This window comes from Nocardia sp. NPDC004151 (assembly GCF_042874235.1).
Taxonomy (GTDB): Bacteria; Actinomycetota; Actinomycetes; order Mycobacteriales; family Mycobacteriaceae; genus Nocardia.
In genome coordinates, this window is the sequence record NZ_JBIAMR010000005.1 from 254,274 (window position 1) to 272,249 (window position 17,976).

15 protein-coding genes are annotated in these 17,976 nt (G+C 69.1%); 4 read left to right on the top strand and 11 right to left on the bottom strand.

Annotated elements, in window-relative coordinates; all coding sequences use genetic code 11:
* Nucleotides 1-53: 53 nt before the first annotated feature.
* Nucleotides 54-974, top strand: a complete 921-nt coding sequence (locus tag ACFYTS_RS14615) for an alpha/beta fold hydrolase (protein ID WP_387304298.1) — start codon at nt 54-56, stop codon at nt 972-974.
* A gap of 22 nt (nt 975-996) precedes the next feature.
* On the opposite strand, the gene ACFYTS_RS14620 is transcribed toward ACFYTS_RS14615, so the two are convergent.
* Nucleotides 997-2,397 carry a wax ester/triacylglycerol synthase family O-acyltransferase gene (locus ACFYTS_RS14620; protein WP_387304301.1) on the bottom strand — a complete coding sequence of 467 codons (1,401 nt, stop codon included), beginning with the start codon at nt 2,395-2,397 and terminating at the stop codon, nt 997-999.
* Between the two features lie 268 nt (nt 2,398-2,665).
* Here ACFYTS_RS14620 and ACFYTS_RS14625 point away from each other — a divergent pair, with 268 nt between their 5' ends.
* Nucleotides 2,666-3,313, top strand: coding sequence for a cutinase family protein (locus tag ACFYTS_RS14625; RefSeq protein WP_387304303.1), 648 nt, complete (start codon nt 2,666-2,668; stop codon nt 3,311-3,313).
* A gap of 246 nt (nt 3,314-3,559) precedes the next feature.
* On the opposite strand, the gene ACFYTS_RS14630 is transcribed toward ACFYTS_RS14625, so the two are convergent.
* The 3 genes from ACFYTS_RS14630 to ACFYTS_RS14640 all read right to left on the bottom strand — a co-directional run bounded on the left by ACFYTS_RS14630 (nt 3,560) and on the right by ACFYTS_RS14640 (nt 7,692).
* Complete coding sequence (locus ACFYTS_RS14630; RefSeq protein ID WP_387304305.1) at nt 3,560-5,620, bottom strand: SDR family oxidoreductase; 2,061 nt, start codon at nt 5,618-5,620, stop codon at nt 3,560-3,562.
* 337 nt (nt 5,621-5,957) lie between these two features.
* Nucleotides 5,958-6,209 (bottom strand): hypothetical protein, encoded by a 252-nt coding sequence (locus tag ACFYTS_RS14635; protein WP_387304307.1) that lies wholly within the window; start codon nt 6,207-6,209, stop codon nt 5,958-5,960.
* A gap of 160 nt (nt 6,210-6,369) precedes the next feature.
* Entirely contained in the window at nt 6,370-7,692 is a 1,323-nt protein-coding gene (locus ACFYTS_RS14640) for a GDSL-type esterase/lipase family protein (protein WP_387304310.1), read from the bottom strand.
* Nucleotides 7,693-8,095: 403 nt separating this feature from the next.
* Here ACFYTS_RS14640 and ACFYTS_RS14645 point away from each other — a divergent pair, with 403 nt between their 5' ends.
* Both ACFYTS_RS14645 and infA read left to right on the top strand, forming a co-directional pair.
* A complete protein-coding gene (locus ACFYTS_RS14645; protein ID WP_387304313.1) occupies nt 8,096-8,866 on the top strand; it encodes a GNAT family N-acetyltransferase in 771 nt (256 codons plus the stop codon).
* On the top strand, nt 8,863-9,096 hold the full coding sequence (infA, locus tag ACFYTS_RS14650; protein WP_357277505.1) for a translation initiation factor IF-1: 234 nt from the start codon (nt 8,863-8,865) through the stop codon (nt 9,094-9,096). The genes ACFYTS_RS14645 and infA overlap by 4 nt, the downstream gene beginning before the upstream one ends.
* Nucleotides 9,097-9,142: 46 nt before the next feature.
* Here the strand turns inward: infA and ACFYTS_RS14655 are convergent, their stop codons facing one another.
* The 7 genes from ACFYTS_RS14655 to ACFYTS_RS14685 form a co-directional block, all read right to left on the bottom strand.
* Nucleotides 9,143-10,003 (bottom strand): amidohydrolase family protein, encoded by an 861-nt coding sequence (locus tag ACFYTS_RS14655; protein ID WP_357277502.1) that lies wholly within the window; start codon nt 10,001-10,003, stop codon nt 9,143-9,145.
* Nucleotides 10,004-10,083: 80 nt separating this feature from the next.
* Nucleotides 10,084-11,262: a glycosyltransferase gene (locus tag ACFYTS_RS14660; RefSeq protein WP_387304317.1), complete on the bottom strand. Its 1,179-nt coding sequence runs from the start codon at nt 11,260-11,262 to the stop codon at nt 10,084-10,086.
* A 13-nt stretch (nt 11,263-11,275) separates the two neighbouring features.
* On the bottom strand, nt 11,276-12,568 hold the full coding sequence (locus ACFYTS_RS14665; RefSeq protein ID WP_387304633.1) for a glutamate-1-semialdehyde 2,1-aminomutase: 1,293 nt from the start codon (nt 12,566-12,568) through the stop codon (nt 11,276-11,278).
* A gap of 19 nt (nt 12,569-12,587) precedes the next feature.
* The gene (locus ACFYTS_RS14670) at nt 12,588-13,892 is read right to left on the bottom strand and encodes a GNAT family N-acetyltransferase (protein WP_387304319.1); all 1,305 of its coding nucleotides are present in this window, start codon (nt 13,890-13,892) and stop codon (nt 12,588-12,590) included.
* Nucleotides 13,889-15,217, bottom strand: coding sequence for a glycosyl hydrolase family 28-related protein (locus ACFYTS_RS14675; RefSeq protein ID WP_387304635.1), 1,329 nt, complete (start codon nt 15,215-15,217; stop codon nt 13,889-13,891). The genes ACFYTS_RS14670 and ACFYTS_RS14675 overlap by 4 nt, the downstream gene beginning before the upstream one ends.
* A gap of 77 nt (nt 15,218-15,294) precedes the next feature.
* Nucleotides 15,295-16,596 carry a Wzz/FepE/Etk N-terminal domain-containing protein gene (locus ACFYTS_RS14680; RefSeq protein ID WP_357277495.1) on the bottom strand — a complete coding sequence of 434 codons (1,302 nt, stop codon included), beginning with the start codon at nt 16,594-16,596 and terminating at the stop codon, nt 15,295-15,297.
* Nucleotides 16,587-17,963, bottom strand: a complete 1,377-nt coding sequence (locus tag ACFYTS_RS14685) for a hypothetical protein (protein WP_357277493.1) — start codon at nt 17,961-17,963, stop codon at nt 16,587-16,589. The genes ACFYTS_RS14680 and ACFYTS_RS14685 overlap by 10 nt, the downstream gene beginning before the upstream one ends.
* Nucleotides 17,964-17,976 lie beyond the last annotated feature (13 nt).

Sequence of the window (17,976 nt, forward strand, 5' to 3'; positions counted from 1 at the left end):
GAGTGAAACGTGTTCCAGTTCGACCGCCGCGACGGTGTGCCGGGAGGCCCTCGATGACGAACCCCAGCTCGGATCCGACCACGACTGCCGCGCCGCGCCGCGGTCGCCGCCTGTCACCGCGCATCTCCCGGCTGACCGAGGTGCCGCAGGGCGAGATGGTGGAGCTGCCCGGCCGCGGCGCCACCTACGTGGTGGACCTGCCGGGCCCGGCTGCGGACGCGCCGACGGTGCTGCTGCTGCACGGCATGGCGACCACCGCCATGCTCAACTGGTTCCCCTCGCTGCGCGAGCTGAACGCCCACTACCGGGTGGTCCTGTTCGATCAGCGCTGGCACGGTCACGGAATCCGTTCCGAGCGTTTCGATCTCGACGATCTGGCCGACGACGTGATCGCGGTCGCCAACGCGGTGGGCGTCGAGCGCCCGATCCTGGCGGGCTACTCCATGGGCGGCGTGGTGGCCCAGCTGGCCGCGCACCGGCACCCGGACCGGGTGGGCGGGCTGGTCCTGGCCGCGACCACCTACCGTTTCCAGGAGAAGTGGCGTGAGCGCGCCTTCCATCGGGGCTGGTCGGCGACGGCCGCCTTGTTCTCGGAGTGGTCGTTCCGCCGGGCGGAGCTGCGCCGCGACAAACTGCCCACGCTGCCGGAGTCCTCGTGGCCGGTGGGCCGAATGGATCGCTGGGCGATGGCGGAACTGCGGGCCACCAGCGGCTGGGCGCTCGCGCAGGCGCTCGCGGTGCTGGGGCGTTTCGATGCGTCGGAATGGCTGCCGACGCTGAAGATGCCGACGGCGGTGGTGATCACCACGCGGGATCGGGCGCTGCCCGTCTTCCGTCAGCTGGAGATGGCGAAAGCGATTCCGGGAGCGGAGATCTTCCTCGCCAAGGCGGGCCACGCGGCCTGCGCACTCGAGGCGGACGTCTTTGTCCCGGTGTTCCTCGAGGCCGTGCAGTCGGTGGCGGAGCGGCTCTAGACGGTAGCCACTCGGTTCGGGCTCAGCCCTTTTCGCGCGCGGCCTTGAGCAGCGCGGTGATCACCTCGGGGACGGCGTCGGCGATCTTGTCCACATCGGGGACCAGTTCCTTGCAGGCGATGAAGCCGAAGTCCAGGTGGCCGTTGTTGGAGATCACGGTGGCGGTCAGGCCCGCGCCGTGGAACACCGGTCCGAACGGATACATCGACGACACCCGCACCCCCAAGAAGTACATCGGGAAGTTGGGCCCGGGCACATTGGAGATCACCAGGTTGTGCACCACCGGGTGGTGATCAGCCAGTTTGAGCGACGAGTACGCCCGCGCGGCGAGCTGGAAGGTGTTGGGCGGGGCGTACTTTCCCCAATCCTGGAGGAAGTCCGCGCCGATCAGGTTGTGCTCCTCCTTGGCCCCGCGATTGTCCTCGGCGATGGCCAGCACCCGCGCGACCGGATCCTCGATCTCGGTGTAGAGCCGCGCGAAGATGGTCGACACCTTGTTGGTGCCCTCCTCGTGGCGTGAGGTGTCGTGGGTGGACACCGGAACCGAGGCCATGAGCGAGGTTTCGGGCAGTTCGTCGTGCAGTTCGAGGTAGCTGCGCAGCGCGCCGCCGACGACGGCCAGCACCACGTCGTTGACCTTCACCCCGAAGGCGGTCTTTATCTCCTTGATATCCGACAAATCGGTCTGTTCGAAGGAGATGGCCCGATGCTGGGTGATTGCCCGATTGAACGGCGTGCGGGGCGCGGTGAACGGCAACGGCATACCGCGACCGCCGGATTCGCGCCGCCGCTGCACCAGCCCGCCCAGAATGCCGACCGTCTTGGGCACCATGCCGACCATGCCGAGGCGCCCCGGCAGGTTCAGCAGCGCCTCACCGGCGAGCTGCAGATCGGTGGGTTCGGCCTCGGCGGGGGTGTCCTCGGCGGGCGGGGTGTAGGTCACGCCCGGCTGCATATCGCACAGGTGCATCATCATGTTGGTGCCGGTGATGCCGTCCACGATGGCGTGGTGGTACTTGGAGACCACCGCCACCCGGCCGTGCGGCAGGCCCTCCACCACCCACATCTCCCACAGCGGGCGGGCGCGGTCGAGGGGGCGTCCGGCGATGTCGGCGGCCAGTTCGGCCAGCCCGCGGTCCCCGGCTCCGCTGGGCAGCGCCAGCCGCCGCACGTGGTAGTCGAGGTCGAAGTTCGAATCCCGTACCCACACCGGATGATCGAGGTTGAACGGGACGGCGTGCAGCCGCCGCGTCATGGCCGGGATGAGATGCAGCCGCCGGCCGAGTTCGGCCTTGAACGCCTCGTGCTCATAGGTGACCCCGTCGGCGGCGGGGTCGAGTATCAGCAATGCGCAGACGTGCAGGAGTTGGGTGTCTGTTTCGAAATAGAGGAAGCTCGCGTCGAGCCCGGTAAGTCGTTCCATACCAACACACTATGAGAACCAGTTGTATTTTGCGTGCGGTTCGCGGTGTGCTCCGGATCCGGTCCGAGGCCGTTTTGTTGCCCCAAAGTTGCACGTAGATAACAAGTTTCATGATGAAACGGTTGGGTACCAATCAGGTGTCTCTCCAGTGGAATTCGTTGCCGCCCTTCCGGAGCATTCTTACCGTGGGTCACATGGTCCGGTGATCGTTCTCTAGTCAATGACAAGAGTCACCGGACTTCTCACAACGATGTGAGAGGTGAGGACGATGGGCGACCGGAAGGTGCTGCTGCCGAGAAGATGGCGTACGGCATGGGGTGTCGCGATCATGCTGACGATCGCAGCCGCGTTCGTGCCACAACCGAGGTCCCACGCGCAGGGCTGCGCCGAGGTGGACGTCGTAGTGGCCAGGGGCACAGGCGAACCCGGCTGGCTCGGCGATCAGATCGGCGACCCCCTCTTCGGTGTCCTGCGGGATCGGCTGCCCGTCTCGATGTCCGCCTACCGCGTGAACTATCCCGCCGACTACAGCTTCGACGTCGGCGCGGGCAGCGCGGATCTGGTGCGGCACTTGACCGTTCGCGCCGCCGTCTGCCCCGGTCAGCAGTTCGTCCTGGTCGGCTACTCGCAGGGGGCGGCGGTCGTGCAGGCCGCGCTGGGCACCGGCGTGGTGTCCTGGTACCCGGGCCGCGTCCAGCTGCCGGGCTATCTCGGTGACCGGGTGGCGGCGGTCCTGCTCTTCGGCGACCCCGTCCGCGGCCTGGGCTGGAATGTGCCCGGCGAGTTCCTGTCCCGCACGGGGGACTGGTGCGTGGGCGGCGACCCGGTGTGCGGTTCCGGCCTCAACGCCGACGCGCACGTCGCCTACGGCAGTGATCTGGTGGCCGCGGCCAATTTCGCCGCGAACCACATCTGACCCCGGGGAGGGGAAGGGCCCGGCTCCCGGGCGGTCTCGGCGGACCCGCCCGCGAGACCCCGGAGCGGGGCCCGGGTACCCGCGGTTCGCGGGGCGTCGGGTGTCACGGCACTCGGGGCCTCATCCCACTGTGAGCCGCGGGTATCGCACGAGTCGGCCCGGTGCGCTGTCCCGCACCGGGCCGAACTCTGTGTGGTGCTGTTCACCCGGCCGATCGGACATGAATACCGTTGCCGGGCAGAGTGATTACCAGTTGAGGCCCGGAATCCGGTTGGTGATCCGGGCCGCGGGAGCGGGCAGGCCCATGAGCGGCTGAACGATCGGGGCCAGCGCCAACAGCGGACTGCGGGAGTCAGGCTTGACGGTGGTCTCCGCCGCGCTCTCACCACTCGCCGTGGTGGATTCGGCGTCCACCGCCGGGTGCCCGGTCTTCGGCTGCGAGCGCGCCGCCTTGGACTCGCCGAACATCCGGTAACCCTGGTGCAGGATGGCGCGTTTCACCGACGGCATGACCGTGTCCACGAACTGTGCGAAGGTGCCGATCGGGGTGTCGATGCGGTTGGGCCGGTGCTCGAGCGCCCGCACCACGATGTCGGCGGCCTGATCCGGGCTGTGCACCGGGATCGACTTGTACAGGTCGGTCGGCGCGATCATCGCGGTCCGCACCAGCGGCATGCGCACCGAGGTGAAGGTGATTCCGGCGTCGGCGTTCTCGACCGCGGCGATCTCACTGAAGTTGTCCAGCGCCGACTTGCTCGCCACGTACGCGGCGAAACGCGGCACCTTGGTCTGCACCGCGATCGAGGAGATGTTCACGAAGTGCCCGAAGCGGCGCTCCCGCATGGACGGCAGCAGCGCCAGGATGAGCCGCACCGCGCCGAAGTAGTTGACCGCCATGGTCCGCTCGAAGTCGTGCATGCGGTCGGTGGAGTTGAGCACCGAACGGCGGATCGAGCGCCCGGCATTGTTGACGACGTAGTCGACGTGCCCGTGGTCGGCGAGCACCTGCTTCACCAGCAGCTCCACCGACTTCTCGTCGGTGATGTCGCAGACATACGCCTGCGCCGCACCGCTGTCGGCCCGCACCGCGGCGGCCGCGGCCTCGAGGTCCTCCTCGGTGCGCGCCACCATCAGCACGGTCGCGCCGCGCTTGGCGACGGCGTGCGCGGTGGCCAAACCGATGCCACTGGACGCGCCGGTGATCAGCACGACCCGGCCGCCGAGGCCGCCGTGGTGGCGGCGGGCGCGGTCGGGGTCGAGATGGGTGCGCCAGTACGACCACAGCGTCTCGGCGTAGTCCTCGAAGGCCGGGACCTCGATACCGGTGCCGCGCAGGTGGGCTCGGGTGGATTCGGAGACGAAGGTCGACTCGAAGGCGGTGTGCGGGGCGACCTCGGCGGGAATGCCGAAGCGCTCCAACAGGAAATCGCGCACCGTGGGCACGCCCGGCAGGCCACCGAGGGCGTGCAGCGCGGTGTGCGAGCCCGGAACGGTGCCGATCGCGGTGGGGGCCCCGGCCGCGCGCGCCAGCGCGTTGTAGATCTCGGTGAAGGGCTGCGGTTCCGGGTTGGTCAGGTGGAAGGTGCGGCCGATCAGGCCCGGCTTGGCGATGAGTTCGAGCATGGCCGCGACCACGTAGTCGACCGGAACGATATTGGTGGCGCCCAGATCCGGGATCGGGACCGGCAGCTCCGACGGCAGCGCGCCCAGTCCGGCGATGGCGGGGAAGAAATAGTAGGGACCGTCGATCTTGTCCATCTCGCCGGTGCGGGAATCGCCGACCACGATGGCCGGGCGGTACACCCGCCAGCGCAGGTCAGCGGCCTCGCGCACCATCTTCTCGGCCTCGAACTTGGTGCGGTGGTAGGGCGAATGCAGGCCCTGGCCCAGATCGAAGTCGTCCTCGAAGAACTTGCCGCGGTGATCGCCCGCGACCGCGACCGAGGACACGTGGTGCAGGACCGCGCCGAGCTCGCGGGCAAGCGCGATCACCGAGGCGGTGCCCCGCACATTGGCGGCGTAGGTGACCTCGGGGTCGGCGGTCATGTCGTAGACCGCGCCGAGGTGGATCACGTGGTCGGCGCGGGGCGCGTCGTCGATCAGTCCCAGGTCGGGCGCGGTCAGGTCGCCGACCAGCGGGAACACGCGGTCTTCGGCCCCCCAGCCCGCCGCCATCTCGCGCAGCTTGGCCACCGAGGCCTCCCGCGTCAGTGCGTGGACCACGGCTTCCGGGTCGCGTTCCAGCAGTCCGGCGATGAGCCGCCGACCGAGGAATCCGGTTCCGCCCGTGACGATGTAGGAAGTCATCGTCCCCTCCTTATTACGAACCTGTTGATACCCAACGGGGTTCGTCCGACATGCGTCGGTGGATGCGGACGTTGTGTGATCGGCCCCCTAGCAGAATGTCGGGCCGAGGTAGGAACACCATCGTGCCTAACTGGTCGGTAACTTTACGGTTCCGCGAATTGCCATTCAAGCCGAATAGCCGTTCCGGCCCTGTGTGACTGGTCACCTCGGGGCTATTCGAGTTGGTGTGTGTAACAAAGGGTTTGATGTAACTCGGAGGCGCACTCGGCAATTCACAGGCAACTGGTCAATTGTCCTGAGCGGCCGCTCACTTGTTTCGATTGCGAATTGATTGCGGTTATTCGTTGACGCAACGGACGTCGCCGTCGGCGGCTTGGGTCACGATCGTGAACGGCGGACACTGGCGGAGGTTGCCCCACTCGCCCTGGATGCACGAGTCGTAGGTGTGCGGATCGGAGGTCGGCACGCGGTCGCCGGAATGGCAGCCCGCGCTCACCGGAGTCGCTCCCGCGGAGCCCGCGCCCAGCAGGGGCGCGCTCAACGCGATACCGGTGACAACAATCCCGGTCGCCACTCGACGGCGATTCATCGACCTCCACCTTTCCTCGGTGTTACTCATCAGTAGGTACCGAGTTCAGTATGACGATCGGTCTACTACGGAGTGAAGCCGACAAGAGTCACACTTGCCGCGACCGGGGAACGGCCGCCGTCCCGCCATGATTCGAGTCACACGGGAGGGCGGTGCGGGGTCAGCGGCAGCGGCCGCGAAAGACGCTCAGATCGATGGCCTCGGCCATGGCCTGGTAGCCGGCCGGGTTGGGGTGCAGATTGTCGGCGCCGGCGTAGCGCGGCGCGAGGACATCGGGGTCGGCGGGATCGCGCAGGGCGGCGTCGAAATCGATGACGCTGTCCGACAGGGTCTGGGCGCGGATCCACGCGTTGACCCGCTGCCGCACCGGTCCGGCGAGGGGCAGGGTGGCGATGCCGTCGGAGAGCGCGTTGCCCGCGGGCATGATCGTGCCGAGGTGCACGGCCAGCCCGGCGGCGTGCAGCTGCGCGATCAGGTCGGTGTAACCCGCGACCAGCTGGTCGGCATCGACGCCGATCGGGACGCCGAGATCATTGATGCCCTCGAGGATGATGACGTCGGTGACTCCGGCCTTGGCGATGGCGTCGCGCTGCACCCGGCTCACGCCCGACGGACCGAACTGCGGGATCAATCCGTCTCGGGTGACCCGGTTTCCGCTGATCCCGGCGTCGACCACGGTGAACGGCAGGCCCGCCTGGTCGATGCGGCGTTGCAGGAAGTCGGGGTAGCGGACATTGCGGTCCACCACGCCCGGGTCCTGCGGCACACTCAGGTAGGTCGCGCCGACATAGCCGTCGGTGATCGAATCCCCGAACGCGACAATGGTCGACGTGGTGCCGGGCGCCTGGACGTCGAGGCCCGACAGGAACGGCATCGAGGTGGTCGGCAGCGGCAGCGCCGCGCCGGACGGTTCGTCGGTGGCGTCGCCGGCGAGCGGCAGGCTGTAGTAGCTGGTGGCATTGGCGTTGAAGTGCTCGGTCGGCAGCACCGCCAGCCCGGGCGCGTACACGCTCACCGCCAGCGGTTGAAAGGCCTCGAACGTCAACTCGATCGGATCGCTGACCACCTCACCGCCCGCGGGCACCGTGACGCGGGAACTCCCGTCGAAGCTCACCTCCCGCAGCGTCTCGCCGCGAATCGCCGCCCCGGCGGCCTGCTCGGCAATGGTGACGTGCGCGAATTCGACCGGTACCGGCCGATTCTGGTTGCTCAGATGAATCCGCAGAACGGATCCGCCCAGGTGCGGTGTCGCGACCAGCCGGAACGTCTGTCCGCCCACATGCGCCTGCGGCACCATCGACGGATCCACCGCCCCGAAGGCGTCCGAGGGCGCGGCCATCCATCCGCTCACCCATTGCGGCGCATCGCATCCCGGTGTCTCGGCCCCGGCCGTACCTCCCGGTCCGCCGACCGTCATCGCGGCCACGACCGCGACCGACGCCGCGACACCGGCATTGCGCACACCCCACCCACGAGACGCCATAGCGACCACCATCACCCGACCGAACTGGACATTTCGGCCAACGTATCGGTCGAAGATCAACCGCGTGGCCGATTCCGGGGATTGATTGTCAGTGTGCGGTGCCCTCTCGATCGCCGGTCGGGGCCGGGTCCGGTCGCAGCGCGCCGAGGCGGGCCGGGTCGACGAGCAGTGCGATGGCGGTGACGCGGTCGCCGGGGGCCGGAACAACCGCAGGTAGAAAATCGGTGGGCAGGTGGGGGAGTGTTCTGTTAGCGTGCTGACCACCGTGACATCAGGCGAGGAGGTGAGACCCGTGCAGACAGTACCGATGTGGGGGCTCCCCCTCGTGGTCGCGGATGGGCGAACGAACTAGTCGTCGCCGGGAGCGCCTCTCCGCGTAGGCAATCCCGAAAGGTGACGACCGATGAACACCAATTCTGTAGATATCCGCCGGGTCGAATCGACTCGGTGGGAAGCCGTCGAGAACGACAGGGTGGTCGCGTGCGGCGAAGTTTCCCGACGGCCCGATGGGCGGTTGTTCGCCAGCATCGACGCGTGGCACGACGACGTCTTCGATCAGATCGCGGCGGCCATGCTCGCCACCCTGCGACGGCCACTGCACACCGTGGTCGACGAGGCCGACGACGGACTGCTGTCCCGTTGGGGGCGAGCGGGTTTCGTGACCCGGAGGCGGGAGTGGGAGTACTCGGTGCCCACTGCTCCCGCGACCACCGGACTGGGGGTTGTGACACCGCCCCCGGACATCACGGTGGTACCCGCGGGCAGCGCGGAGGAGGAACCACTGCGCATCGTGGACCGGTTCATTCGCGACGAAGTCGAATCGACGATCGGCTGGCAGGAGATGCCCGCCGAGATCCTGTGCGGGCCCGGCGGTGACACCGTGGTGGATCCGAAGCTGTACGTGGCCGCCGCACAGGCCGATCGCTACGTCGGACTGCTGCGCGTGGTCCAGGTGACGCGCTTGCCGCGCATCGGATTGATCGCCGTGCGGTCCGATGCCCGGCGTCGCGGTATCGGCCGGGCCATGCTGTCCCAGGCGCTGGGCGCGTTGCACGATCGCGGAATATCCACCGCGACAGCCGAAGTGAACGAGTCGAACGGCCCGGCCCTGGCACTGTTCGACAGTGTCGGCGCGCGCCGGGTCGGCGGCAACCTGGAACTGGTGCTGCGATGACGAATCCGGGCCGGAAAGGAAAGGGCATCGAGATCCAGGGCACCGTGGTCGAATGCCTGCGCAATGCCACGTTCACGGTGGAACTGCCCAATGGGCATCGGGTCCTGGCGCACATCAGCGGCAAGATCCGGAAGAACTACATCAAGATCCTGCCCGAGGACCGGGTGCTCGTCGAGCTGAGCCCCTATGACCTGAATCGGGGGCGAATCCTGTTCCGGTACAGGACCTGACGGGAGAGCGGGGCGGCGCTCGGTCGCCGCCCCGTCGACTCCGGGTCTATTGCGGCCGATAGGTGTCCAGGGCGTTGGTGCGGTAGAAGTACTCCGCCTCCTGCTCGGTGGCATCGGTGGTGACGGCCTGATCGATGGTGGTGACCAGTTCGGTGTAGGTCCCCGCCATCGAGTCCACCGGCATGTTGGAGGCGAACATCAGTCGCCGCCAGCCCCACAGCGCCACACTCGATTCCAGCCAGTACTCGACCGTCGGCCAGGACAGGTCGCGGCAGATCAGTCCGAACCCGGACAGTTTGCACAACCACTGGGTCTCCTTGGCGGCCAGGGAGATCGCGTTGTGCCAGGCGGTGCGGGCCTCGGAGGAGCGGCCCTGCGGGAAGCCCAGATGTTCGAGCACCACCCGCAGATCGGGGTAGCCCGCCAGAAAGTCGATCCAGTCCAGGATCTCGCCGGGCTGGGCGACCAGATCGAAGACCGCGTCGTGCTCCTGCAGCCAGCCCACGATGGTGTCGGCGGCGGGCGTGTTCGGCGACAGCCCGGCGAAGGCCCGGATGCCGCGCAGCCGTGGGGTGCGGGCCTGCTGGTCGAGGTGATCGATCAGTTCGTCCGTGGGCAGGGTCGGGTCGATGCCGCCGACCAGGGCGAACGGCCGCGGATCGGCGTCGGCGATGCCGTCGGCCCACCGGGTTTCGGCCAGGTACGCGTGCGGCGCGGTGGTCGCGGACACGTGCACCAGTCCGTCCACCCGGATGCCGCCGAGGCCGCGGTCGAAGTCGGCCGGTAGAAAGTTCTGCGCGATCTCGGGTTTTCCGGCATCGACGAACCTCGCCAAACTCGGGTACCAGGCGTGTGCGCTGGTGTCCCACAGGTGCATGTGGGCATCGACGAGGGGGACGGTGGGCATGTTGGCTACTCCTGGACCATGATGACGCCGCCGCTGACGCTATCGAGCGCGATGGCTTTTGCAGATCCATGAATAGTCGGTCAGCGGGAATTGCGCGACACAATGTCGGCGATTCGGGTGCGGAACGTCTCCGGGGAGAAGGTGGCGGCATGCTTGCGGATGGTGTCGGCGTGATAGGCGGCCGGGTCGAAATCGCGCATGGCGCGCGCGAATCCGTCGGTCACCTCCGCGTCGTTCCCGGCCGGGACGTGCTCGCCGGAGATGCCGGGCACCACGGTGTCCAGCGCGCCGCCCGCGCCGACCGCGAGCACCGGCGCGCCGCAGGCCATGGCCTCCACCGGGACGATGCCGAAGTCCTCCACGCCCGGCATGAGCAGCGCGCGGCAGCGCTGGTACATGTCGAGCAGGACGTCATCGGGCGCCGCGCCGAGGAAGGTGGTCTCCGGGCCCGCCATCGCCTCGAGCTGCTGGCGGTAGCGGCCGCCGCCGAGGATGACCAGCCGCACCCCGGCCCGCTGGGCGGCGGCGATGGCGAGGTCGGGTCGCTTGTAGGGGACCAGGCGGCCCGCGAAGAGGAAGAAGTCCTCGCGCTCGATACTCGGATCGGGGGCGAAACGGGCAACGCGCACCGGCGGATTCACCACCGACGCGGGCAGGCCCCACCAGTCGCGGACCCGATCGGCGACCGCCTGGGAATTGGCGACCACGTGCGCGAGCCGGGGCGCGGCCCGCAGTTCGTTGCGCCGGGCCAGCGCGCCCAGTCCGGTCAGCACGGCCTGCCCGGCCCGCCCGCCCGCCTCGCGGGCCCGGAACGCGCTGTCCCAAGCCCAGCGGGCCGGACTGTGCACGTACGCGATGACCGGTGCGGCGGTGGCGAAGGCGGCCTGGGTCGCGAAGGCGTGATGGCTGACCACGACCGCGTCGTAGGCGTTGTCGAGCGGGAGGGCGCGAAAGGCCCTCGGCGCGAACGGGAGCAGCGGGGCGTGCGAGCGTCGCCCGCCGGCCGCGTAGGCCCGCGACAGCCAGGTGTCGCGCACCAGCTCGCTCGCCGGCGTGGACAGCGCGCCCGGGCCACCCGTGCCGGAAGTCCCGGGGCTCAGTCCCGCGGCCTCCAGCAAAGTGCGGGTGCACCGCGGGTCGGTGATGGGCGCGAAAACCGGTGCGCCGGGCCAGGTCTTCATGAACTCCGCGACCACCGCCTCGGAGCCGCCGTATTCGGTGAAGCGTTCGTGGACCAGCGCGATCCGGGGTGCCGACATCAGAACTCCTCGATCAATCCGCGAGCCGGCGCGGTGCGGCCGTGCGCCGCAGTGCCGGGGCCACCGGCCGCCCGGCGAGCAGCCCCGCGACCGTGCCCTGCTCGAGCGCCTTGCGGTAGGTCGTGGCCGCCGACTGACAGGCGTCGACGGTGTGGTCGATATCGGCGGCTGTGTGGGCGGCCGAGTTCACGAAGGACTGGCCCAGCACCCCGCGATCCAGCAGCTCCTGCAGGAACAGCGTCCGGAAAGGTTGCGACGGAACGCCTTCCGGGTCCCGGGTGAGGAACACCAGGCACGATGGTCGGCCCGCCACCTCCAGATGGTCGGCGATGCCCAGATCGGCGGCGATGGCGTTCACCCCGGCGGCCAGGCGGCTGCCGGAGGCCTCCATGCGCGCCACGGGATCACCGTCGCGGTAGGCCTGGACGACGGCCCGGAAGGCCGCCAGCGACGCGGTTTCCGGCCCGTGCGTGGTGGACAACAGGAACACCCGGTCCGCGTCGGTGCGCAGACCGCCGAGTTCCATGTATTCGCGCTTCCCGGCCAGCGCCGAGAGCGGGAAGCCGTTGGCCATGGCCTTGCCCCAGCACGACAGGTCCGGCACCACCCCGTAGAGCTGTTGCGCCCCACCGGCCGACCAGCGGAACCCGGTGATCATCTCGTCGAAGATCAGCAGGCAGCCGTACCCGTCGCACAGGGCGCGGACGCCTTCGAGGAAGCCCGGCGCGGGATCGGCCAGGGCCGTGGCCTGTTCGAGGACGACGCACGCGATGTCCTCGCCGCGCAGCACGGCTTCCAGCGATTCCAGGTCGTTGTACCGGAACTTCACGGTCGGGGCGGCCGGGATCCCCGCGTTCATCTCCGTCACGCCGATGAACCAGTCGTCCACCGAGAAGAACGGCTGATCGCAGATCGCGACCTTCTCCCGCCCGGTCGCCGCGCGCGCCAGCCGCACGGCCGCGGTGGTCGCGTCGGAACCGTTCTTGGCGAACTTCACCATGTCCGCGCCCGGCACCAGACGCAGGAAGTCCTCGGCCGCCGCCAGTTCCAGCTCGGTGGGCCGCGAGAAGTTGACGCCGTCGGCGATGGTCCGCGCCACCGCCTCGACCACCGGCGCGAAGCCGTGGCCCAGGGTCACCGAGCGCAAGCCCATGCCGTATTCGACGTACTCGTTGCCGTCGGCGTCCCAGACCCGGGCGCCGTTGCCGCGCACCAGGATCGGGGCCATGTCCTCGGGATACTGGTCCGCGCCGCGGGCGTAGGTGTGCGCGCCGCCCGGCACCAGTTCGTGCAGGCGGGCCTGCATCGCATTGCTGCGCCGGTAGTCACGCACGGTGATCACCCCCGGCGGTGATGGCCCACAGGTCGTGGTCGCCGCGGTGTCCGTCGAGTCCGGTGTAACTGCGCATGGTTCCCTCCTTGTGCAGGCCCGCGTCGGCGGCGACGGCGGCGGACGCGGTGTCCGCGGCCGCCACGGCCGTGCTGACCCGAAACAGTCCGAGCCGGTCGAAGGCGTAGCCCAGCAGTGCCCGGATGGCGGCCGTGCGCACGGCGTCGTCGGCGCGGGCGGGATCGGCCCACAGCTGGATCCGGGCATTGCGATCGAACAGGTCGAGGTCGAACAGCCGGGCGGTGCCGGCGTAGGCGCCCGCGACGTCGAGGACGAACAGCAGACCGGCGGGGGAGCGGACACCCGCTGCGCTGAGGGCGATTTCACGTAGCCACGCCGTTCCGCTGCTACCGATTCCGTCGGCGGCCACGGGTCCCGCGTTACGCACCGCGGCGGCCCGCATCGGGCCGTCGGCGGGCCGCGCCGAACGCAAGACCACCCCGTCGTGACCGGGCAGCCGCAAGGTCACCGGCCGGGCGGGCAGCAACTGCCGCGCGGCTCGCCACGCCTGCCCGGCGCGATAGCGGGCCTGGACGCCGAAAACCATGGCGGTATCGGGCATTACCGGGTCGGGCAGAGTGTCCTCGGGCCTACCGGGCGGCGCGGGCGGGGTGCGGTGTTCGAGGGTCCGTTCGGTCCACATCTCGGTGAAGCCCTTGGGCGGGATCTCCGCCCGCGTCATCGACCACAGATCGTGATCGGCGCGCGCCCCGCCGACATCGAAGTGCAGCCGCATCCGGCCCTCGCGCACGAACCCGATCTGCACCGCGCCACTGGTGGCGGCCGCGTTCCCCGGCGAGATGGGCGCGTTCACGCGCTCCAAACCGAGTGCGTCGAAGGCGAAGTCGAGGATCAGGCCCGCCGCGATGCCGCCGAAACCGCGCCGCCCCAGCCGCGCGTCGATCCAGATCCCCATCTCGCCCTGCTTGGCCCGATCGTCGATATTGCCGATCTCCACCTGCCCGGCGAAGCGGCCGTCGATCTCGATGACGGTGGCCACCCGATGGCCGGTGCGGGCATTGGTGGCCGCCTCCAGACACTCACGCACCCAGGCCTTCTCGGTGTGCCTTTCGGCCCAGCACAGGGGCGAGGTGTGCCAGAACGGTTCCAGGAAGGCTCGATCCCGCAGCCGGAGCGCCCGCCACTGCGGGAAGTCGGTGTAGCGCGGCAGCCGCAGCAGCAGGGTGCTGCCGTGTAATCGCGCCGGTCCCAGACGCAGTGCCGTCGGCGGCCCGCTCACGAGTGTGGCCGCTGCTTTCCCAGCGACGTGGTCTTGACCGCGCCGTCGGTCCCCACCGACATCCGCCAGTACACCCCGGCCGAGTCCTTCAACACGATTCCCCCTTCGCTGCGATCGGAAAGATAAGCCCCACTGTTCAATACGGCCGACAGCACGGTGCCGTCGCGGTCCTGGACCTGGAAGATGTCGGTGCCGGGCTGGAAGGCCTGTGCCACCGTGGTTCCGGCGAAGCGGGCCCCGTGGATCGCCCCGCGCCCGATCACGTGCCAGCCGTCGGGGAAGGACTTGGGGTCCACGTCCTCGAACGACCCGGAGATCAGGTTGATGGCGGTGCCCTCGGACACGCCCTTGGGATCGACCCGCACCTCGATGGGCGGTGCGTCCAGATCCGGATCGAACTGCACATTGGCCAGATACGGCTGGCGGCAGCGGATCAGGTCCAGGCACACCTTGCGCGCGGCCACCTTGCAGTTGACCAGACCGAACTGGGCGGGTCCGCCGGCCGGGCCGCCGATGGCGAGCGCGGTGTCGGCCCCCTCGAACCACACATTGGTCAGCCACCAGTCATTGGCCGGGCCGTCGACGAAGACGTGCTTGTCGGTGGTGCGGGGGTCGTTGTCGGAGACGAATTCCACATTGGCCATGGCCAATCCGGCATTGTGATCGCCGCCGGTGCCCAGGACGCCGATGCGATTGTTGGTGAGCTTCGACGAGGTCACGTAGTTCTGGATGCAGGAGGTGACGATCCCGTAGCCGAAATTGTTGATGTCGGAATTGATGACGGTGGTGCCGCCGGTATTGCGGTCCAGCACCAGTCCGCGCTGCTCCTGGAACCGGGGCGCGTTGTCGCTGAGGTGATTGCCGCGCAGCACCACCGAATCGAAGGTGCAGCGGAAGCACTCCGACAGCCGCACGGCGGTGGCCCTCGGGCCCGAGAAGTAGAAACCCAAGCGGGAGAAGCGGACCCGCTGTTTGCGCTGCAATGCGATGAAGGTGTCGTCGCCGTCGTAGCTGATGGTGGTCACATCCGCGCCGTCGCCCAGCACTGTCGCGTAGTCCGACAGCGCCGGGAAGCGGGTGAGCACATACTGACCGGCCGGAATGTAGAGCACCAGCGGACGCCCGCTCACCGCCGCGGCCTTCTCGAAAGCCTCGGTGTCGTCGGCCTTCCCGTCCCCGACCGCGCCGAAGTCCTTCACATTGCGGGCCGAGGGCTGATCGGTGACGTGCGGGGACCGGAACTCGGTGCCGTCCCCGGAATCCCCGCTCGAGCACGCTGCCGCCACCGGCAGGACGACCGCGGCCCCCAGCCCGGCCATGAGCATGCGCCGTCGCCGCACGCCGCTGCTGGTGTTCGCCTCGCCGTCCGGTCCCGCCTGGTCGGACCCCCCGCCGCCCTCGATCACCGCTTCACCAGATCGAGGGGATGGCGGACCAACTCTCCGACGCTCTTGTGCGGCCGCGAGAACACCACGGTCCCGATCATCCGCTTGTTGTCGTGGCCGAAGGTCGCCACCGCGCCGCGCACCTGATTGGAGGTGGTCTGGCCGAGTTCGATCACGCCGATGGTGCCGTCACAGCGCCGCGCCAGCGCGATGGCGTCGGCCGCCGCGGTCACCGGCGCGCACTCCACGATGATGTGGTCGAACTCGCTGCGCAGCTTGGACATGATGTCGGCGAACCGCTCCGAGTCGAGCAGGTCGGGGGTGCGGAAATCCACGCCGCCCAGCGGCAGTACATTGATCCCCACCTCGGGCCAGGGCATGACCGCGACCGAAGGATTCCCGTTGCTGCGCAACAGTTCCGAGAGCCCGGCCGCCGCGGCCGCGGGCGTGCGCCGGGTGGACCCGTGCCCGGTGGTGTCGGCGTCGACGAGCACCACCCGCGCGCCGGTGTCGGCGAAGGTGCGCGCCAGCCCGATCGCCACGTCCGGTTCCGAATGCGGGGACAGCGAGGTCAGTAGCAGGCTTACCAGTTCGGGATCCTCGGTGAGCCGGGTCCGCAGCCGCCGGAGCTCCCCGGCCGCGCCGGGCCGTCCGTCGTCCACGATGCCCAGGATCGGCACCGGGAGAAAGGCTTCCAGCTCGGTGGAGGTGCGCACCCGCCTGTCGAGCTTGTCGCGCACCACCGCCGCGCCCACGCCCAGCATCAGCCCGGCCAGCACGCCGAGGATGTAGAAGCGCTTCTTCTGCGGGGCGCTGGGCTGGGTCGGGGTCTGCGCCTTGTCGATCACCTCGGCGCGGGCCGCGGGCGCCGCGTCGGTCTGGGTGACCTCGAGCCGCGAGACCAGCGCCCGGAACTGGGAGACCACCTCGTCGGTCAGGGCGCGCGCTCCGGCCGCGGTGGAGTCCTTCACCGTGATGACGATGATCGTGGTGGCCGGGGGTGAGACCGCGGAGATGCGGCCGCGCAGATCGTTCACCGAGGCCTTCAGGCCCAGCTGGTCGTGGACGTAGGTGGCGACGGTGACGGAATTGGCCAGGTCGACGTACGAGCGCACCCGCTGCTGTGCGGCCAGCCCGCCCTGATAGGAGTCGTTGACGGAGGTTCCGGTCGCCATGGACACATACACCGAACTCGTCGCCGTGTACTCGGTCGGCAGGGTGCTCGCGTACCCGTAGGCCGCCCCCGTGCAGATCACCACCGCGGCAACGATTATCGGCCAGCGCCGCCGCAGCAGTCGCCAGTAGTCGATCAAACCCATTGCGCTGTCCTCGTTTTCCCGGATGGAACACCGACCCCCGGCGGCTGCTCCACTCGTCTTCGGAATTCACCAACAACCAGATACGCCGTCCAGGCCAGCACCACGGCCTGCAGGTATTTGCCGAGCATCTCGACGGTGCCGAGGATGCCGCGCTCGAACAGCACGGGCACCTCGATCACCGACAAGCCGAGAATGGCCATGGCCAGGTACTTGCTGTAGAGGGCCCGGATCCAGATCAGCAGCAGCACGAACGTGATCGTGACCCCGACCGCCACCCCGAGGTAGCCGCCCAGCACATAGCCCTCGTTGATATTGCCCTCGGCCAGCGACACCTCCACCGTCGACATGTCCACCGACCCGCCGCGCACCTGCTCGGCCCAGGCCGCGCCGGAGCGGAACTTCTCCGCGCCCAGCAGCTGGGTGGGAATCAGACTCTGGAAGGCGTGCACCGCCACCTGCTGCGGCGTGAGCCACGAGTGGGGGCCCGCGAACCAGGCGTCGGTGGCGGCCTCGAGCAGATCGAAGCGACGCAGCATGCTCAGGAACGGGTGCACCACCGCCGGATACTGCGCATCCACCTGCGCCGCTTCGGCTTTGGCGGCGGAATCGGTCTTGAGCGACTGCAGCCAGCCGAAGCCGCCCAGCGCCAGCGCGATGATGCTCAGCACGCCGACCACAGTGCGCCTGGTCCAGCCGGTCATGGCGAAGCGCACGGCGATGGCCAGGGCGGCGCCCATGATCGGCGTCTTGGACTGCACGGTCGCGGTCCACAGCAGTTCACCGCCGACGAGCGCGCCGACCACCAGCAGCGTGGTGCGGCCGGAGTCGCTGCGGAAGAACACGATCAGGCCGACCGCGCCCAGGGTGGCCAGAATGGTGACCAGGTTGATCAGCGGATTAGGGCTCTCCAGTTCACCGGCCTTGCCGGTGGAGCCGGTCGCGTAGGCGGCCAGCCGGCCCAGGGTGCCGACGCCGTAGAGCAGGAACAGGGTCTGGGTGAAGACCGGATCCCCCGCGAAAGGCGCTGTGCGCGGGGGAATCCGCGGCGGCCGCGACCGAACCCACAGGACGTAGGCGATGATCAGGCCCGCGTAGAACCACAGGCCGAAGATCACCGGCTGCAGCACCGCCGCGATGCCGTCGTCGTAGCCGTACTCGTACAGCCGCGGATCGGGCACATTGTCGCCGAACCCGGGTACGGGTTCGACCCACAGCAGCACCACCGGCCGCGCGATGAACGACAGCGACCAGTGCGCGGTCTGCGCGATGAGGAACACCCGGGCGACCCCGGGCAGGAACATCGCGGCCACGACGATTGTCGCCAGCGCGGCGGCGACCAGGAATACGGCGAACTGAGCGGAGGTCATCACTCTCCCATCA